The organism is Cobetia sp. MB87 (assembly GCF_011319755.1).
Taxonomy (GTDB): domain Bacteria; phylum Pseudomonadota; class Gammaproteobacteria; order Pseudomonadales; family Halomonadaceae; genus Cobetia.
This window is the reverse complement of the sequence record NZ_VFBC01000007.1, coordinates 64,608-90,467: the sequence shown is the minus strand read 5'-3', so window position 1 is coordinate 90,467 and position 25,860 is coordinate 64,608. Positions and strand designations below refer to the sequence as shown.

The 25,860-nt window shown below is 63.2% G+C and carries 19 protein-coding genes and 6 tRNA genes; 14 read left to right on the top strand and 11 right to left on the bottom strand.

Going from position 1 to position 25,860, the window contains the following annotated elements; genetic code table 11:
* Positions 1-50: 50 nt before the first annotated feature.
* The 4 genes from CDPAHKCJ_RS06455 to hemA form a co-directional block, all read right to left on the bottom strand.
* Positions 51-551, bottom strand: coding sequence for an Lrp/AsnC ligand binding domain-containing protein (locus tag CDPAHKCJ_RS06455; RefSeq protein ID WP_043335877.1), 501 nt, complete (start codon positions 549-551; stop codon positions 51-53).
* A 300-nt stretch (positions 552-851) separates the two neighbouring features.
* On the bottom strand, positions 852-1,700 hold the full coding sequence (prmC, locus tag CDPAHKCJ_RS06450) for a peptide chain release factor N(5)-glutamine methyltransferase (RefSeq protein ID WP_166019145.1): 849 nt from the start codon (positions 1,698-1,700) through the stop codon (positions 852-854).
* 1 nt (position 1,701) lies between these two features.
* Positions 1,702-2,787 carry a peptide chain release factor 1 gene (prfA, locus tag CDPAHKCJ_RS06445; RefSeq protein WP_166019144.1) on the bottom strand — a complete coding sequence of 362 codons (1,086 nt, stop codon included), beginning with the start codon at positions 2,785-2,787 and terminating at the stop codon, positions 1,702-1,704.
* Positions 2,784-4,055, bottom strand: a complete 1,272-nt coding sequence (hemA, locus tag CDPAHKCJ_RS06440; RefSeq protein WP_166019143.1) for a glutamyl-tRNA reductase — start codon at positions 4,053-4,055, stop codon at positions 2,784-2,786. Before hemA ends, prfA begins: the two co-directional genes overlap by 4 nt.
* A gap of 638 nt (positions 4,056-4,693) precedes the next feature.
* Between hemA and CDPAHKCJ_RS06435 the strand changes: the two genes are divergently transcribed.
* The 8 genes from CDPAHKCJ_RS06435 to ychF all read left to right on the top strand — a co-directional run bounded on the left by CDPAHKCJ_RS06435 (position 4,694) and on the right by ychF (position 12,044).
* Complete coding sequence (locus CDPAHKCJ_RS06435; RefSeq protein WP_166019142.1) at positions 4,694-6,421, top strand: DUF6584 family protein; 1,728 nt, start codon at positions 4,694-4,696, stop codon at positions 6,419-6,421.
* A gap of 122 nt (positions 6,422-6,543) precedes the next feature.
* Positions 6,544-7,188: a lipoprotein insertase outer membrane protein LolB gene (gene lolB / locus CDPAHKCJ_RS06430; RefSeq protein ID WP_166019141.1), complete on the top strand. Its 645-nt coding sequence runs from the start codon at positions 6,544-6,546 to the stop codon at positions 7,186-7,188.
* A 56-nt stretch (positions 7,189-7,244) separates the two neighbouring features.
* Complete coding sequence (gene ispE / locus CDPAHKCJ_RS06425; protein WP_166019140.1) at positions 7,245-8,117, top strand: 4-(cytidine 5'-diphospho)-2-C-methyl-D-erythritol kinase; 873 nt, start codon at positions 7,245-7,247, stop codon at positions 8,115-8,117.
* A 29-nt stretch (positions 8,118-8,146) separates the two neighbouring features.
* Positions 8,147-8,221, top strand: a tRNA-Gln gene (locus tag CDPAHKCJ_RS06420).
* 72 nt (positions 8,222-8,293) lie between these two features.
* Complete coding sequence (locus CDPAHKCJ_RS06415) at positions 8,294-9,235, top strand: ribose-phosphate pyrophosphokinase (protein ID WP_172978614.1); 942 nt, start codon at positions 8,294-8,296, stop codon at positions 9,233-9,235.
* A 179-nt stretch (positions 9,236-9,414) separates the two neighbouring features.
* The gene (locus CDPAHKCJ_RS06410; protein WP_166019139.1) at positions 9,415-10,050 is read left to right on the top strand and encodes a 50S ribosomal protein L25/general stress protein Ctc; all 636 of its coding nucleotides are present in this window, start codon (positions 9,415-9,417) and stop codon (positions 10,048-10,050) included.
* Between the two features lie 29 nt (positions 10,051-10,079).
* Positions 10,080-10,664 carry an aminoacyl-tRNA hydrolase gene (gene pth / locus CDPAHKCJ_RS06405; RefSeq protein WP_166019138.1) on the top strand — a complete coding sequence of 195 codons (585 nt, stop codon included), beginning with the start codon at positions 10,080-10,082 and terminating at the stop codon, positions 10,662-10,664.
* A 288-nt stretch (positions 10,665-10,952) separates the two neighbouring features.
* Positions 10,953-12,044: a redox-regulated ATPase YchF gene (gene ychF / locus CDPAHKCJ_RS06400; RefSeq protein ID WP_166019137.1), complete on the top strand. Its 1,092-nt coding sequence runs from the start codon at positions 10,953-10,955 to the stop codon at positions 12,042-12,044.
* A 131-nt stretch (positions 12,045-12,175) separates the two neighbouring features.
* On the opposite strand, the gene CDPAHKCJ_RS06395 is transcribed toward ychF, so the two are convergent.
* Positions 12,176-13,117, bottom strand: coding sequence for a LysR family transcriptional regulator (locus CDPAHKCJ_RS06395; RefSeq protein WP_166019136.1), 942 nt, complete (start codon positions 13,115-13,117; stop codon positions 12,176-12,178).
* Positions 13,118-13,323: 206 nt separating this feature from the next.
* Between CDPAHKCJ_RS06395 and CDPAHKCJ_RS06390 the strand changes: the two genes are divergently transcribed.
* Both CDPAHKCJ_RS06390 and CDPAHKCJ_RS06385 read left to right on the top strand, forming a co-directional pair.
* Entirely contained in the window at positions 13,324-14,652 is a 1,329-nt protein-coding gene (locus CDPAHKCJ_RS06390) for a D-amino acid dehydrogenase (protein WP_166019135.1), read from the top strand.
* Positions 14,653-14,799: 147 nt separating this feature from the next.
* Positions 14,800-14,876: transfer RNA gene (locus CDPAHKCJ_RS06385), tRNA-Met, on the top strand.
* Positions 14,877-15,110: 234 nt separating this feature from the next.
* Here CDPAHKCJ_RS06385 and CDPAHKCJ_RS06380 read toward each other — a convergent pair.
* Positions 15,111-16,439, bottom strand: coding sequence for a M18 family aminopeptidase (locus CDPAHKCJ_RS06380; RefSeq protein WP_166019134.1), 1,329 nt, complete (start codon positions 16,437-16,439; stop codon positions 15,111-15,113).
* Positions 16,440-16,732: 293 nt separating this feature from the next.
* Here CDPAHKCJ_RS06380 and CDPAHKCJ_RS06375 point away from each other — a divergent pair, with 293 nt between their 5' ends.
* A complete protein-coding gene (locus CDPAHKCJ_RS06375) occupies positions 16,733-18,841 on the top strand; it encodes a carboxy terminal-processing peptidase (protein WP_166019133.1) in 2,109 nt (702 codons plus the stop codon).
* A 429-nt stretch (positions 18,842-19,270) separates the two neighbouring features.
* On the opposite strand, the gene CDPAHKCJ_RS06370 is transcribed toward CDPAHKCJ_RS06375, so the two are convergent.
* The 5 genes from CDPAHKCJ_RS06370 to CDPAHKCJ_RS06350 all read right to left on the bottom strand — a co-directional run bounded on the left by CDPAHKCJ_RS06370 (position 19,271) and on the right by CDPAHKCJ_RS06350 (position 20,908).
* Positions 19,271-19,346: transfer RNA gene (locus tag CDPAHKCJ_RS06370), tRNA-Asn, on the bottom strand.
* Between the two features lie 98 nt (positions 19,347-19,444).
* Positions 19,445-19,520, bottom strand: a tRNA-Asn gene (locus tag CDPAHKCJ_RS06365).
* Between the two features lie 78 nt (positions 19,521-19,598).
* Positions 19,599-19,674, bottom strand: a tRNA-Asn gene (locus tag CDPAHKCJ_RS06360).
* Positions 19,675-19,848: 174 nt separating this feature from the next.
* Positions 19,849-19,925, bottom strand: a tRNA-Met gene (locus tag CDPAHKCJ_RS06355).
* Positions 19,926-20,011: 86 nt separating this feature from the next.
* Positions 20,012-20,908, bottom strand: a complete 897-nt coding sequence (locus CDPAHKCJ_RS06350) for a choline ABC transporter substrate-binding protein (protein ID WP_240916713.1) — start codon at positions 20,906-20,908, stop codon at positions 20,012-20,014.
* A 469-nt stretch (positions 20,909-21,377) separates the two neighbouring features.
* Between CDPAHKCJ_RS06350 and betI the strand changes: the two genes are divergently transcribed.
* From betI to betA, 3 genes are all read left to right on the top strand, one after another.
* The gene (betI, locus tag CDPAHKCJ_RS06345; protein WP_205700809.1) at positions 21,378-22,034 is read left to right on the top strand and encodes a transcriptional regulator BetI; all 657 of its coding nucleotides are present in this window, start codon (positions 21,378-21,380) and stop codon (positions 22,032-22,034) included.
* Positions 22,027-23,508 carry a betaine-aldehyde dehydrogenase gene (gene betB, locus CDPAHKCJ_RS06340; protein ID WP_166019131.1) on the top strand — a complete coding sequence of 494 codons (1,482 nt, stop codon included), beginning with the start codon at positions 22,027-22,029 and terminating at the stop codon, positions 23,506-23,508. The genes betI and betB overlap by 8 nt, the downstream gene beginning before the upstream one ends.
* A 414-nt stretch (positions 23,509-23,922) precedes the next feature.
* On the top strand, positions 23,923-25,638 hold the full coding sequence (gene betA, locus CDPAHKCJ_RS06335) for a choline dehydrogenase (protein WP_166019130.1): 1,716 nt from the start codon (positions 23,923-23,925) through the stop codon (positions 25,636-25,638).
* The last annotated feature ends 222 nt before the right edge of the window (positions 25,639-25,860 follow it).

Below are 25,860 nucleotides of genomic sequence, written 5' to 3'. Positions count from 1 at the left end.
GAATGAAGTGAGGAGTCACGAGCCCTGTCTAACAACAACAGGGCTTGCCACTACTTGGCATCCAGCTCCTCGATATCGGGCACATGCAGCGAGAACTGCTCCTTGACCTCTTCCATCACCACATAGCTCTTGGATTCCTTGACACCGGGCAGCGTCAGCACCACATCGCCGAGCAGCTGACGATAGGCGGACATTTCCGGAATCCGGCACTTGAGGATGTAGTCGAACTGACCGGAGACCAGATGACATTCCTGGATCTGCGGCAGCTTGGAGACGGCGCGGCGGAATTCATCGAACACCGACGGCGACTGCGTCTCGAGACTGATCTCGACGAAGACCAGCAGATTGGCCTTGAGCGCCTTGGGGTCGAGCACCGCCTTGTAACCGCGGATGACGCCGGCACGCTCGAGGCGTTTGACGCGCTCCAGGCACGGCGTGGTGGAAAGGCCGACTTCCGAGGCGAGGTCGACATAGGAGATGCGGGCATTCTCTTGCAGGCAACGCAGAATCTTGAGGTCGATGCGGTCCAGAGAGCGTGATTTTGCTTTCATTGTAATAGTTTTCCCAGCAGGGTGACTTGCAGCAGGATCATCCGTGCTCCTGGCTTCCGTGCAGTCAGGCCGTCGGATAACAAGGGGGTTATCAGATGACCATGCCAATCATGCAGGTTCATTACTATCATACCCGGCCAACAGGGGATACGCCTTCACTGGCGGTACTGTGACGAGGATTCCACGCAGACTTCACTAAAAACGGTGGAATGCACTACGGGAGTGCCAAGCGCAGGTTATCAGCGTGGATCATGCACGGGCACCGCTAGATGAGCAGCGCTACACGGTGCCCGGCGAGCATCAGGCCAGCTTGCCCAGCGTGATGCGTTCGCGCCCGCCCAGGTCTTCCAGGGTCTCGACGTCGACGAAGCCGCCGGCACGCAGTGCCTCGCGGACTTCACTGCCCTGGGTAAGACCATGTTCAAGCATCAGATGACCGCCTGCGGCCAGATGCTGCGGTGCCGTCGCGATCAGGTGCAGGAAATCTGCCAGTCCAGACTTGTCCGCGACCAGCGCCGAGCGTGGTTCGAAGCGCACATCGCCAAGCGCGAGATGCGGGTCATCATCGGCCAGATAGGGAGGATTGGAAGTGATCAGCGCGAAGTCGGTCTCGGTGACGGCACTGAACCAGTCACTTTGGCGGAATTCGGCATTGGCGATCGCCAGGCGCTCGGCATTGCCACGCGCAAGCTGCACGGCTTCCTCGATGAGATCGACCCCCAGCACCTGCCACTGCGGGCGATGACGTGCAAAGGCCAGCGCGATGGCACCGGTGCCGGTGCCGAGATCCAGCAACTTGCCGCTGGTGGCCTCGGCCAGTTCCAGCGCGCACTCCACCATGACCTCGGTATCCGGGCGCGGAATCAACGTGGCCGGTGAACAGGCCAGCGTCAGGCCATAGAACTCACGCCGCCCGAGCAGGTGCGCCACGGGATGGCCCTCGGCCCGACGCGCCAGCAGCGCCTCGAAACGTGCCACGCCCTCGGCGCCGGCCTCGCTCTCGAGATCACGATCGCCCCAGGTGTAGAACCAGGTGCGCTCACGCCCCATTACCTCGCCCAGCAGCAACTCGGCATCCAGACGCGGGGAATCACTGCCCGCCTCGCTCAGGCGGGCAGTCGCGGCTGCCAGGGTGACATCGATTCTCACCTTATTGCTCCTGCAATGCGGTCAGCTGATCGGCCTGGTATTCCACCACCAGCGGCTCGATCACCTCGTCCAGCTGGCCGGCGATCACTTCATTGAGCTTGTAGAGCGTCAGGTTGATGCGGTGATCGGTCAGACGCCCCTGCGGGAAGTTGTAGGTCCGGATGCGCTCGGAGCGATCGCCCGAGCCGACCAGCTTGCGACGCGCATCGGAGGTGGCCTGTGCCTGGCTGTCCACCGCGGCCTGCTTGAGACGCGCCGCCAGCAGTGACATGGCGCGCGCGCGGTTCTTGTGCTGACTGCGCTCGTCCTGACACTCCACCACCACGCCGGTGGGCAGGTGGGTGATGCGAATCGCGGAATCCGTGGTGTTGACGTGCTGACCACCGGCGCCGGAGCTGCGATAGGTATCCACGCGCAGGTCGGCCGGATTGATGTCGACGTCACCGACTTCATCGGCCTCGGGCATCACCGCCACGGTGCAGGCCGAGGTATGGATACGCCCCTGGGATTCGGTAGCAGGCACGCGCTGCACACGGTGCGCGCCGGACTCGAACTTGAGGCGCGAGTAGACGCCTTCGCCCTTGACGCGGGCGATGACTTCCTTGAAGCCGCCGTGCTCGCCGTGACTGGCGCTGACGGTCTCGACCTTCCAGCCCTTGAGCTCGGCGTAGCGCGAGTACATCTTGAACAGGTCACCGGCGAACAGCGCCGCCTCGTCACCGCCCGTGCCGGCGCGCACCTCGAGGAAGACGTTGGCGCCATCATCCGGGTCACGCGGAATCAGCAGCTGGGTGATCTCGGCTTCCAGCACCTCAAGCGCGGCATCGGTATCGCGGACTTCCTCACGCGCCATGTCGCGCATCTCGGGGTCACTGTCCTCCGCCATCGCCAGCGCGGCGTCACGGTCTTCGTTCAGGCCGCGATGGCGGCGCCATGCCTCGATCAATGGCTCAAGCTCGGCATACTCCCGCGACAGGTCGCGGAACCTGGCCTGGTTCCCGATCACTTCGGGCTCCGACAACAGTGCGGAGATCTCCTCGAAGCGGTCATGGAAGGTGTCGAGCTTGGTGATGAGGCTGTCTTTCATGAAGGGTCCTGTGATGAATCAGCCGGCGCGAGCAGAAGCGTCTGGGCCGTCTGAAGAATATCCTGGCGATCGTCTCCCGAGGCCTGGCGCAGTGCCAGCGTCGGGTGATGCATGAAGCGATTGGCCAGCTGGCGAGCCAGCTGCGCGACCACTTCCTGGGGGTCGCGTCCCTGATCGAGCTCCGCCAGCGCCTGCGCCTCGCATTCGGCGCGCAGTTGCTCGCCATGGCTGCGGTAGCGCTTGATGACTTCGCCACCACTGCGCACCCGCTTGAGGTGCTGCCAGGCGTTGACACCCTGGCGAATCAGCTCTTCTGCCTGGGCAGCAGCCAGCTCGCGGTGGCGACGATTCTCGTCGATCACTTCCTGCAGGTCATCGACGGTATAGAGGAAGACGTCGTCGAGGTCACCGACCTGCGGCTCGATATCGCGCGGCACGGCGATGTCGACCATGAACACCGGCTTGTAGCGGCGCTTCTTGAGCGCGCGCTCCACCATGCCCTTGCCGAGAATCGGCAGCTGGGAAGCGGTGGAGGCTATCACGATATCGGCATTCTCGAGGGCATGCGGGATGCCTTCCAGGCCGATGGCGCTCCCGCCCAGCTCATCAGCCAGACGCTCGGCGCGCGACACGGTGCGGTTGGCGATGCACAGGTTGGCGATGCCCGCTTCCTTGAGATGACGCGCGACGAGTTCGATGGTCTCGCCGGCACCGATCAACAAGGCATTGGCCCGCGAGAAGTCATCGAAGATGTGGCTGGCCATGCTGACGGCGGCGTAGGCTACCGAGACGGGGTTCTCGCCGATACCGGTCTCGGTGCGTACCTGCTTGGCGACCTGGAAGATATGCTGGAAGAGCTGCTCGAGCTCACCGCCCAGGCCCACCGAGTTGCGCGCGAACTGATAGGCGTCCTTGAGCTGGCCCAGAATCTGCGGCTCGCCCAGCACCATCGAGTCCAGCCCCACCGCGACGCGGATCAGGTGGCGTACCGCCTCTTCTCCCAGGTGCTGATAGCTGCAACGTGTCAGCTCCTCCACCGGCAGGCGGTGAAAGCGCCCCAGCCACTCGAGCACCGACTTGGCGCCATCGCTGGTCACGCAGTAGAGCTCGGTACGATTGCAGGTCGACAGCACCGCCGCTTCGGAGACCGCCGGCAGGCGCTTCAATTCGCCCAGCGCGGCATCGAGCTGCGCAGGCGTGAAAGCAACGCGCTCGCGCACGTCAACGGCGGCGGTGCGGTGATTGATGCCAAGGGCAAGAAGGGTCATGGAGTCAGTCGTCAGGGTCTGGCCGGCAGGAATCGGCGTCAATGTCAGGCGGCTCTCGGTGCTGGCCTGCCGCGCGGCAAGGGCCAGGACAGCAGGCAATCCGCGCAGGCTCGGCACCTTTGCACATGTCGACTCAATGGGGACAAAGGCGGCTGTCATAAAGGCACACGAGGCTGCCGAAGCGGCTGAGATCGTAATATTAGCGCGCTCATTCTACCACAGCGTCTGTACCGCGCGACCCCGCAGCACGTCGCAGCCGATGAGGATTTTCCATGATGCTGGCAGGCTGTCGCTATCAGCCCGCGCGACGGATCTTTCGGCATACGAGGCATCTGGTGGGGCATGCCACTTCCTCACGTCGCCAACGCTATCCCCGCTCGCCGCCAGCCGTTATGCTGCGAGACACGACGCCATCGTCAGCGCCATGCTGCGCGCATGACCTGGTCTACGGCTCGACCGCCCCCGTTCTCTCATCCTGCTCCCACTGACAAACGCGAGGTTGCATGCACGCTTCGACTGCCGCAGAACATAGCCCCCCGCACGCTCTCGCCTCTCTTGATGCCCCCCGTCGCCCGCGCGGCGGGTGGAAGTCCTGCGTCGTAGGCGGGCTACTGCTGGGCATGACCGGCTGTCAGTCGATGAGCGACTCCGCGCCCCTGTCGGCACAGCCTGACCCTCTGGCCACGGCGCCGCCCATCCAGCAGGGCCTGGATGCCGACAGCCTCAACCAGCTGCTGGGCGCCGAACTCGCCGGACAGCGCGGTGACTATCCCCGCGCTGCCAATGGCTATCTGGCCGCCAGCCGTCACTTCGATGACCCGGAACTGGCGCGACGCGCCGTGCTCGCGGCCCGTTTCGCCGATAACCCGGCCCTGCTGGAGCGCGCCGCCGAACGCTGGCAGCAACTCGATGAGTCTGCCAGCGAGCCCGGCATCATCCGCGCCCGCCTGGCGGTCGAGCGAGGCGACTGGCAGGCCGCGCTCGAGCAGCGCCTGATGCTCACCACCAGTGGCGGCAATGGCAATCTGGCGACCCTGGCCGAGCAGGCGATCGATGCCGGCGCCGAACTCGAACCCCTGCTGGCGATGCTGGAGACGCATATCGCCCAGCATCCCGAGCAGCCGATGCCCGAGATTGCCGCGGCACTGTTCGAGGCAGCGCTGGGCAATGAGACCCAGGCGCGTGCACGCCTGGTGCGTCTGGAAAGTGCTCACGCCACGTTGGCGGAGCTCTGGCTGGCGCGCAGCGAGATCGAACGCAGCGCGGGGCGTCTCGAGGCGGCGCGGCGCGCGGTGGCCCAGGGCCTGGAGATCGCTCCCGATGACAGCCGTCTGATCCTGAGCGCCGCGCAGACCGAACTGGCCAGCGGCGATCTGGACGCGGCACGCGAGCGCATCGACAGTCTCATCTCCCGCCATCCCAATGCGCCACGTCTGCGCCTGGCGCTGGCCAGTCTCTATCTTGATGCCGATTCGCCCGAGGACGCCCATCGCCTGCTGCTGCCGCTGCTCGATGAAGACCCGGTACCGGACGCCGCCTACGCCCTGCTGGGGCTGGCCGCCGAGTCCAGCGGCGATGTCGACAACGCCATCCTTTACTACCGTCAGGTGCCGGACGGCGAACGCTACATCTCCAGCCGCGCCCGCGCCGCCCAGCTGCTGGTCGAACATGAGCGCACGGACGAGGCCCGCCAGTTCCTGGCCGTGGAACGCCTGCGTCATCCGCGTCATGCCATGACGCTGCTCAGCTTCGAGATCGACCTGCTCGACTCCCAGGAGGCGCATGCCGAGGCCGATGCACTGCTGAGCAGCAGCATCACCACGCGTCGCAAGGCGCTTGCGCAGGCCAGCGCCGCCCAGCAGGCCGACACGCGCAACACCCTGGAGAGCGAACTGGGCAGCCTGCTGTTCCTGCGCGGCATCCGCCGACTGGAAGATGATCAGCTGGGCGGCATGGAAGAGGACCTGCGGGAAGTCATCGCACTGGAACCCGACAACGCCAGCGCCTACAACGCGCTCGGCTACACCCTGCTGGTGGAGACGGACCGCCTCGAGGAAGCGCTGGCCTTGATCGAGCGCGCCCACGCGCTGTCGCCCGACGACGCGGCCATTCTGGACAGCCTCGGCTGGGGGCGCTATCTGACCGACGACCTCGACAATGCGCTGGCACCGCTGGAAGCCGCCTGGGCCCAGCAGCAGGATGCCGAGATCGGCGCTCATCTCATCGAGGTGCTGTGGGCGCTGGGCCGCGAGGATGAAGCCCGCGGTCTGGCGATAGAACTCAGTGAGCGCTTCGAAGAAGCCAGCGAGCTCGAAGCCCTGTTCCAGCACATCCCCGAACTGCGCCCGGTCGTCGACGCCCCCTGAAGGGCACTGCCACGACATCCGGCACTTTCTGCCCACTGGCGAGTCCATTATCCTGACCCGTCAGTGAGTGGAGTCTCACTCACCGCCACTCATCTTCTCGCCATCCGGAAGGCTTTCGCGTCATGATCACTTCTCCCCTGCCACTCTCCCTGCTGAGCCAGACACGCCGCCTGCTCGGGCCAGCCCTGCTGGCCATGACCCTGGTACTCAGCGGCTGCGCCAGCCAGATGGCCAGCGACAATGCCGGGGACCTGACGCGCAGCGATGGCGACTGGCAGCAACAGGACGCACAACTTGCCGCCCTGACCCACTGGCAGCTGGCGGGCAAGGTCGGCATTCGCACTCCCGAGGAAGGCCACAGCGCCAACCTCGACTGGCAGCAGGACGGCGATGACTACCACATGCTGATCACCGGCCCGCTGGGCGCGGGGCGCACGACCCTGATCCGCGACGCCGATGGCGTGCGCCTCTCCTCCTCCGAGGGGGACTTCGAGGCCCCGGATGCCGAGAGCCTGATGCTGGCGCAACTGGGCTGGTCATTGCCACTCGGCGCCCTCGACAACTGGGTGCGCGGTGTACCGGCCGCTGGCGAGCATGACCTCGAGACAGATGAACTGGGCTTCCCGACCACCCTCTACCAGAATGGCTGGGAAGTGGACTATCAGGACTGGACCCGCGCCGAAGGCCTGTGGCTGCCGCGCAAGATGAAGCTCTACTACGGCGACCTCACCGCCACTCTGATCGTCAACCAGTGGCAGGCGCTGTGATCGTGATACCTTCTCCTTCTTCCATGACGACAGCTGCATCCGCATCCACATCGACCATGACTCTCACCCTGCCGGCACCGGCCAAGCTAAACCGCATGCTGCATATCACGGGCCAGCGCGCCGATGGCTATCACGAGCTGCAGACGCTGTTCCAGTTTCTCGAGCACGGCGACAGCCTCAGCTTCACGCTGCGCGACGATGAGGCCATCCGCCTCTCGCCGGCCATTGACGGCGTACCCGAAGAGGCCAACCTGATCGTGCGCGCCGCGCGCCTGCTGAGAGAAGCGGCAGTCGCCCGTGGCAAGGTGGCGAGTACAGGCGCCCTGCCGGGGGTCGATATCCGACTCGAGAAGGTGCTACCGATGGGCGGCGGCCTGGGGGGCGGCAGCAGCGACGCCGCCACGACCCTGCTGGCACTGGACAGACTCTGGGGGCTCGAGCTTGGCGAAGATGCCCTTGCCGAGCTCGGCCTGTCGCTTGGCGCGGATGTGCCGGTCTTCGTGCGCGGCTTCGCCGCCTGGGCCGAAGGCATCGGTGAACGCCTGGTGCCGGCCCCGCTGGACACCCCATGGTTCGTGGTGATCCACCCCGGAATCGAGGTCGCGACACCCGCCGTGTTCGGCCACCCGCAATTGACACGTTCCAGCCTCGCGATTAGTATGGCGCGCGCACTGCAGGGGGGCCGCAACGACTGTGAAGTCGTGGTGCGCACTTTGTACCCGGCAGTCGCCGACGCCCTGGACTGGCTGGACCAGTTCGGCACCGCCAGACTGACGGGCACCGGCGCCTGTGTGTTCTGTGCGTTTGACGACGCACGACAGGCCAGCGAGGTGCTGGGTCGACTCGAACTCGAGCGCCCGATGTGGCACGCCTTCTCGGCACGCGGTTGCAATATCTCCCCTCTACATGCCGCTCTAGCTTCGGCCTGAGCACAGCAACTGGTTGAAGTGAACGTTGCTGGGGTATCGCCAAGTGGTAAGGCACCGGTTTCTGGTACCGACATTCCCAGGTTCGAATCCTGGTACCCCAGCCAATCCTGGCCGTTCCCGGTCAACCCGGAATTCTCCACTCCCGAGATCCCACAAGACTCCAAAGGTGGCTGCGCGTGTCAAAACTGATGGTATTCGCGGGGAATGCCAATCCCGCTCTCGCCCGCAAGGTAGCTGAAGCCCTCGATACCCGCCTGGGCCATGCAACCGTCGGTCAGTTCAGCGATGGCGAGATTGCGGTAGAAATCAACGAAAACGTCCGCGGCAAGGACGTCTTCATCATGCAGTCCACCTGCGCACCGACCAACGACAACCTGATGGAGCTGATCCTGATGGTGGACGCGTTGCGTCGTGCGTCTGCGGCGCGTATCACTGCGGTCGTTCCCTACTTCGGTTACGCCCGTCAGGACCGCCGCGTGCGCTCTGCTCGCGTGCCGATCTCGGCGAAGGTGGTCGCGGACATGATGGTCAAGGCTGGCGTCAATCGCGTCATGACCATGGACCTGCATGCCGATCAGATCCAGGGCTTCTTCGATGTGCCGGTGGACAACGTCTACGGCTCACCGATCCTGCTCGACGACATCGAACGTCAGAACTATGACAACCTGATCGTCGTCTCCCCGGATGTGGGCGGCGTGGTACGTGCCCGTGCCATCGCCAAGCAGCTCAACTGCGAGCTGGCCATCATCGACAAGCGTCGTCCCCAGGCCAACCAGGCCCAGGTGATGAACATCATCGGTGATATCAAGGACCGCACCTGTGTGCTGGTCGATGACATGATCGATACCGCCGGCACTCTGTGCAAGGCGGGCGAGGCACTCAAGGATCATGGCGCCAATCGCGTCGTGGCCTATGCGTCCCACGCGATCCTGTCCGGCCCGGCGGTCGACAACATCACCAACTCCGTCCTCGACGAAGTGGTGGTTGCCGACACCATCCCGCTGTCCGACGCCGCGCGTCGTTCCGGCAAGATCCGCCAGCTGACAGTCGCTGGCCTGATCGCCGAGGCGATCCGTCGCGTCAGCAATGAAGAATCCGTCAGCGCCATGTTCCACTGAGTCCTGTCGGCGGGCCCTGCTCGCCGCTGCTCGTGGAACAGGCACTGACAACGGCAGATGATCCGTCATCTGCCGACAAGCGGCCGGCCCGGAAATCTCCGGGCCGGCCTCATGGATCCGGTAGCGCTCTGGTCGCGGGGGCTACCGGATTCTCATTAGACCCTTGAGGTATCTGCAAAATGAAACTGTTCAAACTGAATGCTGAAGTTCGTGAAGACCTGGGGAAAGGTGCGAGCCGCCGCCTGCGTCGTACGAACGACTTCGTGCCGGCCATCATCTACGGTGCCGACCAGGCCCCGACTCCGGTCATGATCGACAAGCCGAGCCTGTACAAGGCGGTTGACGATGAGGCGTTCTACTCCTCCATCATCACCCTGAATGTTGCGGGCAAGACCGAGAAAGTCGTCATCCGTGACCTGCAGCGTCACCCGTTCAAGCCGCTGCTGACTCACGTCGACTTCCTGCGCATCGATCCGACCCACAAACTGACCATGAACGTGCCGCTGCACATCACTGGTCAGGAAGCCTGTGTCGGTGTCAAGGACCAGGACGGCGTCCTGCACGTCCTGGCGACTGACGTCGAAATCAGCTGCCTGCCGGCCGCCCTGCCGGAATACCTGGAGCTGGACGTGTCCAAGCTGGAAGTTGGCCACACCCTGCACCTGTCCGACATCGCTCTGCCGGAAGGCGCCGAGTCCGTTGCCCTGTCCCACGGTGCCGACCACGACACCGCTGTGGTCAACGTCACTCGTCCGAACATCTCTGCTGACGCAGAAGATGCTGCTGAAGGCGAAGAAGCACCTGCTGCAGAATAACGCAGCCTGATCAAGGAGCCAGACAGCGCATGTCACGAGTGAAAGCGATCATCGGCCTCGGTAACCCGGGGAGCGAATACGAAGACACCCGTCACAATGCCGGCGTCTGGCTCCTTGACGCTCTTGCGCGCCACGGTCACACCACGTTGCGTCCGGAACGCAAGTTCCATGGCCAATACGCGAAGGTCCACTTCGCCGGTCTGGATCTGCATTTGCTGTTCCCATCGACGTTCATGAATCGCAGCGGTCAGGCCGTGGCCGCATTGTGCAACTTCTACAAGCTCGCCCCGGATGAACTGCTCGTCGCCCACGATGAGCTGGACATCGACCCCGGCACCGCCCGCTACAAGCAGGGTGGCGGCCATGGTGGTCACAACGGATTGCGCGACATCATCAGTGCACTGGGCAACGACAAGTCGTTCCATCGTGCCCGCATCGGCATCGGCCACCCCGGCAATGCCAAGCTGGTGACCAACTTCGTGCTCGGACGTCCCGGCAAGGCTGAACGCCAGGCCATCGACGACGCCATCGACGAAGTGGTGATGACCCTCCCCGACGCCATCAGTGGCGAATGGGCACGGGCCATGAATCGCCTGCATTCCTTCAAGAGCTGAACCTCTGCATCACCCCTCTCCGAATTTCGGTGATTCGCTCAGCGCATCACCTCGCTTGCGTGCGCGCGTCTCGCCACGCGATCAGCAGCAAAAGGCATCATTTGTCGCGCGACATGCGCCCAATGGATGACCTCGGCGGCATGAGGCCTTACACTTCCCGCCTGTCTTCATTCCGTGCCTGCCCACTCGTTTCCCCGCATGCCCAGTGCCCGTGCACTCAGAGCCTGCCGGTCGAGACGACTGCCAGTGCCACGCCCCATTCGATACGTCACACCAGGATCTAGCGCCATGGGTTTCAATTGCGGCATCGTCGGCCTGCCGAACGTCGGCAAGTCCACTCTCTTCAATGCACTGACCAAGTCTGGCATTGACGCCGAGAACTTCCCCTTCTGCACCATCGAGCCGAACACCGGCATCGTGCCGATGCCTGACCCTCGCCTGAACGCGCTGGCCGAGATCGTCAAGCCGGAGAAGGTGATCCCGACCACCATGGAATTCGTCGACATCGCGGGTCTGGTCGCGGGCGCTTCCAAGGGCGAAGGTCTGGGCAACAAGTTCCTGGCCAACATCCGCGAGACCGATGCCATCGCACACGTGGTGCGCTGCTTCGAGGATGACAATGTCATCCACGTCGCCAACCACGTCGATCCGGCGGCCGACATCGAGACCATCAACATCGAGCTGGCCCTGGCCGATCTCGACAGCGTCGAGCGCAGCATCCAGCGCCTGGCACGTGTCGCCAAGGGTGGCGACAAGGACGCCATCGCCACCAAGGCCGTACTGGAGCGTATCCAGCCGCACCTGGCCGAAGGCCAGCCGCTGCGCAGCTTCGGCCTCAGCGATGACGACCTCAAGATCGTGCGTGGCTTCGGCTTCCTGACCCTCAAGCCGACCATGTACATCGCCAACGTCAGCGAGGAGGGCTTCGAGAACAATCCCTACCTCGATATCGTGCGTGGCATCGCTGCCAATGAAGGTGCCAGCGTCGTGCCGGTGTGCAACAAGATCGAAGCCGAGATCGCCGAGCTGGACGAGGAAGAGCGCGAGATGTTCCTCGACGAACTGGGCATGGAAGAACCGGGCCTGGATCGCGTCATCCGCGCCGGTTACGAGCTGCTGGGCCTGCAGACCTACTTCACCGCTGGCGTGAAGGAAGTGCGTGCCTGGACCGTCAAGATCGGCGCTACCGCACCGGAAGGCGCCGGCGTCATCCACACCGACTTCCAGAAAGGCTTCATTCGCGCCGAAGTCATCTCCTATGACGACTTCATCGCCTACAAGGGCGAGCAAGGTGCCAAGGATGCAGGGAAGTGGCGCCTGGAAGGCAAGGACTACATCCTCAAGGATGGCGACGTGGTGCACTATCGCTTCAATGTCTGAGGCCTCGGGCGTAGTCAGTGCCTGGTGAGCCAGCCTGAAAGCGTCTGATGCTGCATAAAACGCCCCTGATCTCCCACGAGGTCAGGGGCGTTCTGCGTTCTCATCATGCGAACACCATTCACCAGCCTTGTTCATGCTTCGAACACTGGCACTTCCAGCCATTGCGCGGCCTGTCTGGCGAGCTGGTCTGCCAGCGACTGCGCCAGCCGCGAGCGACCCGCCTCGCGTCGCCACACGGCGCTCAACTCCAGCTCACCCGCCTGGGGCAACTGACGCGCGCTCAAGCCACGCTCCCTGATGGCGGCATGCGCCGTGAGCGCATCGACCACCGCCAGCCCCTCCCCCGCCTGAACCAGCGCCGCCGCCAGTGGATAGGTCTGCACTCGTGTCACGATGCGCGGTGAAGATGGCAAAGCGCTTGAAGCTTCCTGCGCCACGCGCGCCAGCAGATCATCGAGTCGCCTCGCCAGCGGGTCGTGCGCCCCCAACGCGATCAGGCGCTGACCGGCAAGCTCCGCCACCGTCATCGGCGCCTGCTGACAGTCCTGTGCCCAATACCCCTCAGGCGCGAGCACCAGTAGCGGCATGCGCACCAACGGGCGCGTCATCAGCGCAGGATGCGTCGGCGCACTCTGCGTGAAGGCGATATCGACCTCATGCAGCAGCAGAGCATCGATGATCTCGCGGGTATGCTGGGTCGCCAGCTCACAGCTGACTCGCGGCTGACGCCGGCGCCACTGCCCCAGCGCCTGCGGCAGCAATTGCTGGGCGATGGCAGGCGTTGCCACCACCTTGAGCGTGCGTGCCTCGCCCTCACGCAAGCCATCGACCAGCCGCCTCACATCGTCCAGCTGCCCCAGCATTCCCTGGCTGGCCGCCTCCAGCTTGCGCGCCTCCTCGGTGGGATGAAGCTGCCCTGCACTGCGCGTGAACAGCGTGATGCCCCACTGCCGCTCGACCTGCTGCAACGCCTTGCTCGCCGCCGGCTGGGAGATATGCAGCAACCGCGCCGCACCAGTCACGCTGCCGGCCTGCAGGACGGCGTGAAAGATCTCCAGGTCCCTGAGCCGCATGCGCTATCTCCCTGTCCGATTGTCTAGTGGGCTAACTTGAGAGCTTGCTTGAGGGTTCACTTGAGGGCGTACTTCAGCGCCCGCGCATCAGGTTACCCCATACCCTCGGGTTATGGGGCGGCACATCCTTTTCATTCGCCACTCACGCCAGCGACCGGCAAGCTCGAGCACAACGAAACACGACCTTCGCGACTCGGGAGCCCAGCATGCAACACCACGTGACCGTCATCGGAGGCGGTGTGATCGGCCTCGCCAGTGCCCATGCCCTGGTGCGCGCCGGCCACTGCGTGACCCTGATCGATGCCCATGCCGAGGTCGCCAGCGAGACCAGCCACGCCAATGGCGGCCAGCTGAGCTATCGCTACGTGGCACCACTGGCCGATGGCGGCGTGCCCCGCCAGGCCATCAAGTGGTTGCTGGCAGGCAATGAAGCACCACTGAAACTGCGCCCGCGGCTTTCCCCCGCACAATGGCGCTGGATGGCCCGCTTTCTGGCCGCCTGCAATCACCGCACCCACCAGGCCAGCGCAGCGCAGATGCTCTCACTGGCGCTGCACAGCCAGCAGGTGATGGCAGAGTGGCGCACACGGGATGTCCTCGATGACTTCGCCTGGCAGCAGCGCGGCAAGCTGGTGATCCATCGTGAACAGGCGACGCTCGACAAGGCAGCCGCGGCGCGTGTCGCCCCACAGGACCAACAGGTGCTTGATGCACGTCAATGCATCGCGCTGGAGCCCTCACTGGCCCACCAGCAAGCCCATCTGTCCGGTGGCATCTTCAGCGCCTCAGATGAGACGGCGGATTGCCATGCCTTCTGCCAGGCGCTGGAGCGCAAGCTGCAGGCCTCCGGGCGCTACACGCGCCTCGCCAACACGCGCGTTGCCCCGCTGAGCGCACACAATGGACGCATCGCGCAGCTCGAGCTCAGACACCTTGATGGCCGCCGAGAATGCCTTGCCGTCGAAGAGGTCGTCATCGCGGCCGGCAATCACTCAAGTGAGCTGGTGAAGCCATTGGGCATCCGCCTCCCCCTGCAACCCCTCAAGGGCTATAGCCTCACCTTGGCGCTGGCAGCGGACATTCCACAAGCAGCCTCCCCTCGGATCAGCGTCACCGACTCGGCACGCAAGGTGGTCTATGCCGATCTGGAGTCGTCGGCATCGCGCCAGCTGCGCGTCGCGGCGATGGTGGATATCGGTCAGCGGGAACGCGACAGCTTCCACCCCGAACTGGATGCGCAACGCATTGCCGCCCTGCGCAAGCTGGCCAGCGACACCTTCCCCGAAGCCGGCGATTTCGCGCAGGCCACCCCCTGGGCCGGGCTGCGCCCCAGCACGCCCAAGGGGCCGCCTATCCTTGGCCGCCCTCGGCAAGCGGGCAGCCCGGACAATCTGTGGCTCAACGTCGGCCATGGCAGTCTTGGTTTCACGCTGGCCTGCGCCAGTGGCGACCTCATCGCACGCGCCATCTCGCGAGAGGCTATGCCTGGCACTCTCACTGGCGAACTCACCGAGACCCTCGGCGATACTCTCTGAGACGCTCTCCGCGATGGTCTCTGCAAAAACCTCTCTTATGCCCTCGCTGCGTGGCATGAGCGCTAGCCTGATGAATTCTCTGCCACTTTTTCGCACTGACACATTGACAACATCACGGACAATCCGTAATATTCGCCTCCGTTGGACGGCTACATAGCTCAGCTGGTTAGAGCACATCACTCATAATGATGGGGTCCCCTGTTCAAATCAGGGTGTAGCCACCAACCGAGATTCGAAAGGCCTGACTGCTTGCAGTCAGGCCTTTTTCGTTGCGCGCGTTCTGCGCCGAGACCTTGATCGGACTCCACTCACACCTCGCGTATCCGACACCCTGTTCCGCAGCCCTCGTACCAGAACCCGAGCATCAAAAAGGGCGGCCCACAGGCCGCCCTTTTTGATGCTCGTCTTTTTACGATATTACGATACGTGCCCGCCACCTCAGCACAACCCGGCTCGACTCAGTCCAGCTTCTCACGATCGCAGAATGCCACCAGCACCTTGATCAGCATGGCAACATCGGCACTGCCGGACGTCTCACGAATCGAGTGCATGCCCCATTGCGGCAGCCCCACATCCAGAGTCGGCACCCCCACCTCGCTGGCGGTGATCGGCCCGATGGTGCTGCCACAGCCCATGTCGGCACGACTGACGAAGGTCTGCACCGGCACATCCTGCTCACGACACAGCTCACGGAACAGTCCGGCCGTGGTGCTGTTGGTGGCGTAACGCTGATTGGCATTGACCTTGATGACCGGGCCGGCATTCAACTTCGGCCCATGCCCCGCATCATGCTTGTCCGCAAAATTGGGGTGCACGGCGTGGGCATTATCGCAAGAAATCATCAAGGAGCGCTGTACGAGGCACTGATAGCCTTCTTCGCTGTCCAAGCCGACGTAGTGATTGATGCGCTTGAGCACATCGGCCAGGAAGGGGCCCTGGGCACCGCAGGCACTGGCACTGCCGACTTCCTCGTGATCAGTGGCAACAAACAGCGAGCCCTGGCTGCCATCGGCCTCCAGCAGCGCCTCGAGACCGACGAAGCAGGACAGCAGATTGTCGAGGCGCGCACTGGTGATCAACTCACCTTTCAGCCCCGACTGCGCCGCCGGCTGCAGATCATGCAGCCCCAGCTCGAAGTCGACGATATCCGCGACCCGCACGCCGTGCTGCTCCTCGATCAGATCGATCAACAGCGCATTGAAGACCTTTGCGGGCGTACCGGCCTCGTCCCCCAGCTGCATGACCACGGCAGACATCTGGGTCTGGGCATTGATGGCACGCCCGTTGTTGACGTCACGATCCAGATGGATCGCCAGGCTCGGCACACAGGCAAATGGGCGCATGACCGTCAGCAGCAGCGCCTCGCGGCGACCGTCCACATGCCGCACCTGGACACGGCCCGCAAGCCCCAGATCGCGATCGAACCAGGTGCTCAGCAGCACGCCGCCATAGGTCTCGACGCCCAGCGTCAACCAGCCCTGACTGGCCTGTGCCGGATTGGGCTTCAGGCGCAGACAGGGCGAATCGGTGTGCGCCCCGATCATCCGAAGCGAGCTCAGCGACGTATCACCTTTCGGGAGCTGAAAGGCGATCAATGAGGAATCATTGCGCGTGACATAGGCGCGCTCACCGGGCGCCAGCTGCCAGGAAGACGTCTCGCTGAGGCGGCGATAGCCCGCCTGTTCAAGACGCTGCGCCATGGAAGCCGTCGCATGCCACGGCGTGGGAGAAGAAGACAGGAAGTCGAGCAGTGCAGGAACGCGGGAATCCGCAATCGCATGAGTCATGATGGCGTCTGGTCCTCGAAGATATATGCAAGGCACTGTATAAGAAGAAACATGATGGGGAAAACCTGTGACGCCCCTCCGACGGCACGATTGCCATCCAGTCACCGCTCAGCGGGGCGTCCAAAAGCGCGACATGCCAGCCAAAGCCCTGCGCTGACAGAGTTTTCACAACCCCAACGCATCAACGCCAGACAACTGTGTATGGTGCGTGAGACTGCTACAATGCCCGCTCGACCCCCTGCGGGGAGGTCGTTCAGGGAGCAGAGTGTACATGAATCGGGAGTGCTTCATTGATGAGCCTGTTCGCAAACGTCCGGCGCACGGCATTCGTTGCCCTGTGTCTTGCCATGGCCGGCCCTGCCAGTGCCGCGGTCACCCCTACTGACGCCGATGCACAGGCTGCTCGCGAAGTTGCCGAGTCTTTGCGCTATGGGCATTACGAAGATGTGACCCTGGATGACCACTGGGCCAACCGCGCCTTTACGCAATACCTCAAGACTCTCGACCCCCAGAAAGCCTATCTGCTGGATGCGGACATCAGCGAGTTCAGCGACCTGCGTCACGATTTCGACGACGCCATGGTCGATGGTGATCTCGAGCGCATCTATGGCCTCTACGAGCGCTATCAGCAGCGCCTCACCGCACGCCTCACCTGGCTGGTGAAGACGCTGAACGCCAAGCCGAGCTTCGATTTCGACAAGGATGATCGCCTGGCGCTGGACCGCAAGGACAGCCCGTGGGCCGACAGTGAGCAGGAGCTCGACGAGCTGTGGCGCAAGCGCCTCAAGAACGCCTGGCTGTCGATGTCGCTGTCCGACAAGAGCGATGACGAGATCGCCAAGACGCTCAGCGAGCGCTATTCCAACCAGCTCAAGCGCATCAAGCAGACCAACGATGAAGATATCCTGACGCTGGTGATGCATGCCGTGACCGGCAGCATCGACCCGCACAGCGAATACTTCTCGCCGCGCCAGGGCGAATCCTTCGATATCCAGATGAAGCTGTCACTGGACGGCATCGGCGCCCTGCTGCAATCCGAAGGCGAATACGTCAAGGTCTCGAGCCTCGTGCCCGGCGGCCCTGCCGAGAAGGATGGCGAGCTCAAGCCGGCCGATCGCATCGTGGCCGTCGGCCAGGGTCAGGGCGACAGCGAGTGGACCAACGTGGTCGGCATGCGCCTGGATGACGTCGTGGATTTGATCCGCGGCCCGAAGGGTTCCGTCGTGCGCCTGGAAGTGATTCCGGCCCAGTCGCTGGATGTCACCAAGACACGTGAACTGGACATCACCCGTGATACCGTCAAGCTTGAGGACCAGGCCGCCAATGCCAAGGTCATCGACGTCAAGCGCGATGACGGCGTCCACAGGATCGGCGTCATTCACGTGCCCGCCTTCTATGTCGACTTCGATGCCTGGCAGGCCGGTGAAGACGACTATCGCAGCACCACCCGCGACGTGGCGCGCCTGATCGACGAACTGAAAGCCAAACAGGTGGAAGGCATCATTCTCGATCTGCGCAACAACGGTGGCGGTGCCCTGCAGGAAGCCAACTCGATGATCGGCCTGTTCATCGATCGCGGCCCCACCGTGCAGGTGCGTGACGCACGCGGCCGTATCAGCCTCTACGGCGATACCGATGCCGGCACCCACTATGACGGCCCGCTCACCGTACTGGTCAACCGACTCTCGGCCTCGGCGTCCGAAATCTTCGCCGGCGCGATCCAGGACTACGGCCGCGGCCCGATTCTCGGCAGCCAGACCTTCGGCAAGGGGACGGTGCAGACCATCTCCTCGCTGAGCGAAGGCGAGATCAAGCTGACCCGCGCCAAGTTCTATCGCATCTCCGGCGACTCGACCCAGAACAAGGGCGTCAAGCCGGACATCGCCTTCCCAAGCGTCATCGACCCGCAGGAGATCGGCGAATCCAGCCTCGACTACGCACTGCCCTGGGATCAGGTACGCCCGGTGAAGTATCGCCGCTACGGTGATCCGGCACGCTATCTGGCCGCATTGCGTGCCCGCCATCAGAGCCGCGTCGAGCAAGAGCCCAACTTCAGCTACCTGAAGAGCGAAGTCGCACTGTCAAAGGCACTGCGCGCGCAGCAGACCAGCATCAGCCTCAATCGTGAGCAGCGCAAACGCGAGATGGATGCCCAGGAAGCCGAGCAGCTGGCACTGGAGAACAAGCGCCGTCGTGCACTCAACCTCGAGCCACTGGCAAGCTTTGCCGAACTCGATGCAGCCAGCGACCATATCTCTTCTCCAGAGAGCGACCTGGAGCAGGAAGCCGATCTCGAAGAAGGCAGCAGCGACAAGGAAGCCAAGGATCCGATCGATCAGGCCCAGCTTCAGGAAAGCGCCGAGATCCTGCTCGACTACGCCCACCTCACCGGGGATCGCTAGACTCTCGTGACTCACACCACGACCGCCGCCTGACGGATACGGTCGACCGCCAAGGCCCCTGCCCTCACGCAACACCGAGCGCAGGGGCTTTTTCATGCCACCAAGAAAGCCTGTAGCACGCAGCATCACGGCCGCGCGAGGCAACAACGCACAGGCAGCAACGACAAGACAGAAAACGTAACAGCAGAAACGGAATGGCATGCATCGCAACGCCAGGCAGCTGCCGCACAGAGGATGACAGCAGAATGCTGGCGACACGGGAACACGCTCTCGAGGCAGAAAGCACGAAATGCCGAAGCAGGATGTGGAGCAGGAGCGGACTGGCGAACAGGGCTGGCGAACAGGGCTGGCGAACGGAGCCAACAGGCAAGGCTCAGACAGCGATGGTACGACCAACAGAGAACACGAGGGGAAGCAGGGAAGTGATATTGGCTCCTCGAACAGGACTCGAACCTGTGACCCAATGATTAACAGTCATTTGCTCTACCAACTGAGCTATCGAGGAACAACAAAAATATCGATCGATATCAGGGCGATATCGAAGCTGACGACGAGGAACTCATCTATCAGCGTCATTTCCGGCATTGGCAGGAAGCCTTGGATTGGCTCCTCGAACAGGACTCGAACCTGTGACCCAATGATTAACAGTCATTTGCTCTACCAACTGAGCTATCGAGGAACGACCGGAAATCCATCTGTCAGTGACATCATCATGGATGCTATCAGGCTGACATTTCAAGCATGCTGCATGTGCTATTGGCTCCTCGAACAGGACTCGAACCTGTGACCCAATGATTAACAGTCATTTGCTCTACCAACTGAGCTATCGAGGAACAACCTTGAACACGCGACGAATTATACGGAAATACTCAATGGCGTCAACCACCTTCGGCCATTCAGACCACCGCAGAACTCGCTCGATTCCTCCTGCCGGATCCACCTCCGAAAGCGCACGAAGCGACATCCAGATGTGACAAGGCCCGCACGGATGCAGGCCTTGGAATCACTGGTGGCTACACCCTGATTTGAACAGGGGACCCCATCATTATGAGTGATGTGCTCTAACCAGCTGAGCTATGTAGCCACACGACGAGGCGTATATTGCAGGTCAGGCTGCTGAATTGCAAGCACTTTTTATCAAAAGCCCAACAGGCGAGCCCGACGGGCCGATCAGATCCCCAGCGAGGTCTTCACGGCGGCAAGGCCAGGCTCGCCCTCCACGGTCTCGACCCCCTTGAGCCAGGCCTCCAGCACCTGCGGGTTCTGCTTGAGCCAACTGGCTGCCGCGTCATCCGGGTCTTCGCCGCCATCCATGATGTCGCCCATCAGCTGGTTTTCCATCTCCAGGGTGAACTCGAGATTGGAAAGCAGGGCCCCGACATTGGTGCATGCTTCGCTGTAGCCCGCGCGGGTATTGGTATATACCGTCGCACCACCCAGATTCGGCCCGAAGTAATCATCGGCCCCTTCCAGATAGCCCATCTCGAAGCGGGTATTCATCGGGTGCGGTTCCCAGCCGAGGAACACGACCCACTCCTCGGCGGCAATCTTCGACTTCACTTCCGCCAGCATGCCGGCTTCCGAGGAGTCGATCATCTCGAACTCGCCCATGCCGAAGGCATCGTCATCGATCATGTCGGCAATGATCATGTTGCCATCGTTGCCCGCCTCTATCCCGTAGATGCGACCATCGAACTTCTCGAGGTTGTCGGCAAGGTCCGCCACCGAGGTCACGCCGGCATCCAGTACATACTGCGGCACCGCCAGGGTGTATTTCGCGCCTTGCAGATTGGCGCGCGGGCGATCGACCTGCCCCTTGTCGATGTAAGGGTCACTGATGGAGGCCATCGACGGCATCCAGTTGCCCAGGAAGACATCGAAGTCATCATTCTTCATGCCGGCATAGGCGATCGGCACCGAGATGGTGTCAGAGGTCGTCTCATAGCCCAGCCCCTCCAGCACGGCACGCGTCAGGGCGGTGGTGGCCGTGATGTCCGTCCAGCCGACTTCGGCGAAACGCACCGTGCGACATTCCTCCGACACGGCGGCCTGGGCCTGATTCGCCATGACCGGCACGGCGATGACGCCCAGTGCCAACAGCACCTTACCAGGTGATCGTTTCATGCTAACCCCTTGTTTTATTGTTCGTTGTCATTCAACTCTCGACCATCGGCGCAACGTTCAACCTACGTTGAGATCGACATGCTGCCCCTCCATGTTCTACCGCACTGTAGCGCTTTTACCAACCGGCCTCGCCAACCCACAATCTTGAACGCCCGCCTGTCGTTGGCCGCCACCTGCTCTCGATTCCTCGTGCGCCTCCCCTTTGATTGACTCCGGACTGCCTCCTGACTGCCCCGCCTTGCCTCAACTTGACGCATCGGGAACCAGCCTCTACACTTTTTGTTAATTGAACGTTCAATAAAAACTTTGCACACGACAGCATGGTGCAACGCTCGCGGCAAACCGGTGATGATCCAGTACCATGGCCACACCAAGTGTCACACCGACCCGATATACGAAAAGGACTCCGTTGATGCCCAAAGTGGGAATGGAACCTATCCGCCGCCGCCAGTTGATCCAGGCCACCATGCAAGCCATCGATGAGGCAGGACTCGCCGACGCGACCGTGGCCCGCATCGCCCGTCACGCAGGTGTGTCCACCGGCATCATCAGCCACTATTTCGGCGGCAAGGATGGCTTGATGGAAGCCACCATGCGCCAGATTCTCACTGACCTGCGCAGCGCCGTCAGTGAGCGTCGCGCCGCACTGGCCGACGACGACGTCCGCAGCCATCTGCGCGCGGTGATCGACGGCAACTTTGACCGCAGCCAGGTCAGTCAGAGCGTCTCCAAGACCTGGCTGGCCTTCTGGGCCTCCAGCATGCACCGCATTCCGCTGGAACGCCTGCAGCGGGTCAACGACAGGCGCCTGATCTCCAATCTGTGTGCCCTCTTCCGCCGCTGCATGCCGCTGAGCGAGGCACGTGATGCCGCGGCAGGACTGGCCGCCTTGATCGACGGCCTGTGGTTGCGCGGTACGCTGGACCCGACCGGCCTCGATGTCGAGCGCGCACGCCGCCTCGCCTATGAATACGCTGACTACCAGCTGACACGTCATATGGCAGTATCCCTGAACGCGACAGACTCCCCCACTTCCCATGAACCCAGTAAGGAGCGCACGCATGGCTAACGGCAACGCAAGCTTCCCGACCCAGACCCTCTACATCGGTGGCCGTCGGGTCGAGGCTACCTCCGGCGAGACCTTCGAGACCGTCAACCCCGCCACCGGCGAAGTCATCGCCGAGATCCAGCAGGCCAGCGGTGCCGACGTCGATACCGCCGTCGAAAGCGCCCTGCAGGGGCAGAAGGTGTGGGCCGCGATGACCGGCATGGAGCGTTCACGCATCCTGCGTCGCGCCGTGGACCTGCTGCGCGAGCGCAACGACGAACTGGCGCTGCTCGAGACTCTCGACACCGGCAAGCCGCTGTCCGAGACCGAAGCGGTCGACATCGTCACCGGTGCCGATGCACTCGAGTACTACGCGGGCCTCGCGCCGGCCATCGAAGGCAGCCAGATGCCGCTGCGTCAGGAAGCCTTCGTCTATACCCGCAAGGAGCCGCTGGGCGTCATCGGAGCCATCGGTGCCTGGAACTACCCGATCCAGATCGCCTGCTGGAAGTCTGCCCCGGCCCTCGCCGCCGGCAACGCCATGGTCTTCAAGCCCAGCGAAGTCACGCCGCTGAGCGCACTGAAGCTGGCCGAGATCTTCACCGAAGCCGGCCTGCCGGACGGCGTGTTCAACGTCGTGCAGGGCGATGCCCGCGTCGGCGTGATGCTCACCGAGCACCCGGATATCGCCAAGATCTCCTTCACCGGGGAAGCCGGTACCGGCAAGAAGGTCATGTCCGCGTCCGCCTCTTCCAGCCTCAAGGAAGTCACCATGGAGCTGGGTGGCAAGTCCCCGCTGCTGGTGTTCGCGGATTCCGACCTCGACCGTGCCGCCGACGGCGCCATGATGGCCAACTTCTACAGCTCCGGTCAGGTGTGCACCAACGGTACCCGCGTGTTCGTCGAAGCCAGCGTCAAGGCTGAATTCGAGGCGAAGATCGTCGAGCGCGTCGCGCGCATCAAGGCCGGCGACCCGCAGGACCGCGCCACCACCTTCGGTCCGCTGGTCAGCTTCGAGCACCTGGACAAGGTCGTCTCCTATCTGGAGATCGCCAAGCAGGACGGCGCACGTCTGCTGGTCGGCGGCGAGCGCATGAACGAAGGCGACTTCGCCAAGGGCGCTTGGGTCGCGCCGACCGTCTACACCGACTGCAACGATGACATGCGCATCGTGCAGGAAGAGATCTTCGGTCCGGTGATGTCCATCCTGTCCTTCGACAGCGAAGAGGAAGTCATCCGTCGCGCCAACGACACCACCTATGGCCTGGCGGCTGGCCTGTTCACCGAGAGCCTGAACCGCGCGCATCGCGTGATTCACCAGCTCGAAGCCGGTATCTGCTGGGTCAACACCTGGGGCGAGTCACCGTCCGAAATGCCGGTCGGCGGCTACAAGCAGTCCGGTATCGGTCGCGAGAACGGTGTCGAGACGCTGTCTCACTACACCCAGACCAAGTCCGTGCTGATCGAGATGGGCCCGTTCGAGTCCGCCTTCTGAGCCATCACTGGTCACAAGGCCTGATGACAGCAGTACCCTCTGGCGCCAGAGGCTGAAGTACCGGATCTCAAGACCGGGCTTCAAGATCGGGTTTCAAGGCCGGGTTTCAAGACCGAGTTTCAAGAGCAAGCCCCAAGCACCGGACCTCAAGTACGACAACGCGCCAGATGCCCCACCTGCCGGCATGTCGAACACTCGCCATGCCGGCTGCACGCCGCGTCGCTCGCCAGAGCCGCGCGCAGTGCCCGAATTCCGATGAGTCGTTGAGCCTTTGATGGCAGCTTGCTGTCATGCGGTGCCCCGACGGCTCACCACAGACAAGCAAACGTATCCAGCAGCCCGGCAGTGGCCACTCCCCGTCGTGAACGGGGCGTCATGTGCCCGCATGTGGCACCCGATACGAGAGGAGATTTCATGAGCCAATTCGAGCGTGAATACGACTACGTCATCATCGGCGCCGGCAGCGCCGGCAACGTGCTGGCCACCCGCCTGAGCGAAGACGCCGACGTCAGCGTGCTGTTGCTGGAAGCCGGTGGCCGCGACCACCGCTTCGACTTCCGCACCCAGATGCCCGCCGCCCTGGCGTACCCGCTGCAGGGTCAGCGCTACAACTGGGACTTCAAGACCGATCCCGAGCCGCACATGAACAACCGTCGCATGGAATGTGGTCGCGGCAAGGGTCTGGGCGGCTCCTCGTTGATCAATGGCATGTGCTACATCCGCGGCAACGCGCTGGATTACGACAACTGGGCCAAGGACCCCATCCTGGCCGACTGGAACTATCGTGAGTGCCTGCCCTACTTCCGCAAGTGCGAGACGCGCGATATCGGCCCGAATGACTACCATGGCGGCGACGGCCCGGTGTCGGTCACCACGCCCAAGCAGGGCAACAACGAGCTCTATCACGCCTTCATCGCGGCAGGCATCGAGGCGGGCTATCCGGCCACCGAAGACGTCAACGGCTACCAGCAGGAAGGCTTCGGCCCGATGGACCGCTTCGTGACCAGGGAAGGCCGTCGTGCCTCCACCGCGCGCGGCTATCTGGATACCGCCAAGAAGCGCTCCAACGTGACCATCGAGACGCGTGCCACCACCGACGTCATCCTGTTCGAAGGCAAGACGGCGGTCGGCGTGAAGTACGATCGCAAGGGCCAGGACCACCGCGTGCGTGCACGCAAGGAAGTGCTGCTGTGCGCCGGCGCCATCGCCTCGCCGCAGATCCTGCAGCGCTCCGGCGTCGGCAATCGTGAGCACCTCGAGCCGTTGGGCGTGAAGATGGTGCACCACCTGCCGGGTGTCGGCGAGAACCTGCAGGATCACCTCGAGCTCTACATCCAGTACGAGTGCACCAAGCCGATCTCGCTCTACCCGTCCCTCAAGTGGTACAACCAACCGCCCATCGGCCTGGAGTGGATGCTCAAGGGGACTGGTGTGGGCGCCAGCAACCAGTTCGAGGCTGCCGGTTTCATTCGCAGCGATGCCAGCGAGGCCTGGCCGAACCTGCAGTATCACTTCCTGCCGATCGCGATCAGCTACAACGGCAAGAGCGCAGTGCAGGGCCACGGCTTCCAGGCGCACGTCGGGTCGATGCGCTCCCAGAGCAAGGGCCGCGTTCGCCTGACCTCACTCGATCCCAAGGCCGCGCCCTCGATCTTCTTCAACTACATGGCCGAGGAGCGTGACTGGGAAGAGTTCCGCGCCGCCATCCGCCTGACCCGCGAGATCATCGCCCAGCCCGCGCTGGACCCCTACCGCGGCCGCGAACTGGCGCCGGGCGCTGACGTCCAGACGGACGAGCAGCTCGACGAGTACGTGCGCAATCATGCCGAGACGGCCTACCACCCGTGCGGCAGCTGTCGCATGGGCAGTGACGAGACTTCGGTGGTCGATGGTGCCGGTCGCGTGCATGGTCTCGACAACCTGCGCGTCGTCGATGCCTCGCTGTTCCCGGTCATCCCCACCGGCAACCTGAACGCGCCGACGATCATGCTGGCGGAGAAGATGGCTGACAAGATTCGCGGCCGCGCGCCGTTGCCGCCGTCCGACGCCGACTACTTCGTGGTCGAGCCGGGCACACCGGCCAAGCAGCCCGCCAAGCGCAAGATCGATTCCGCGCCGATCAATGGCTGAGTACTGGTCAATGACTGAGCACTGATCAATGACTGAGCACTGATCAACGCCAGAGCCCGTGCGAGTCAACGCCTGAGACAGGTAGTCTGACCTCACGCACGCAAGCGCTATCGATCGTCCAAGGCCCCGCATTGCGGGGCCTTTTTCATGCCTGTCAGACAGCTTTCACTCACTCCAGTCTGGCGCTCGCCGACTGCCTCCCCCGGGCGACTGCCCTTTTCG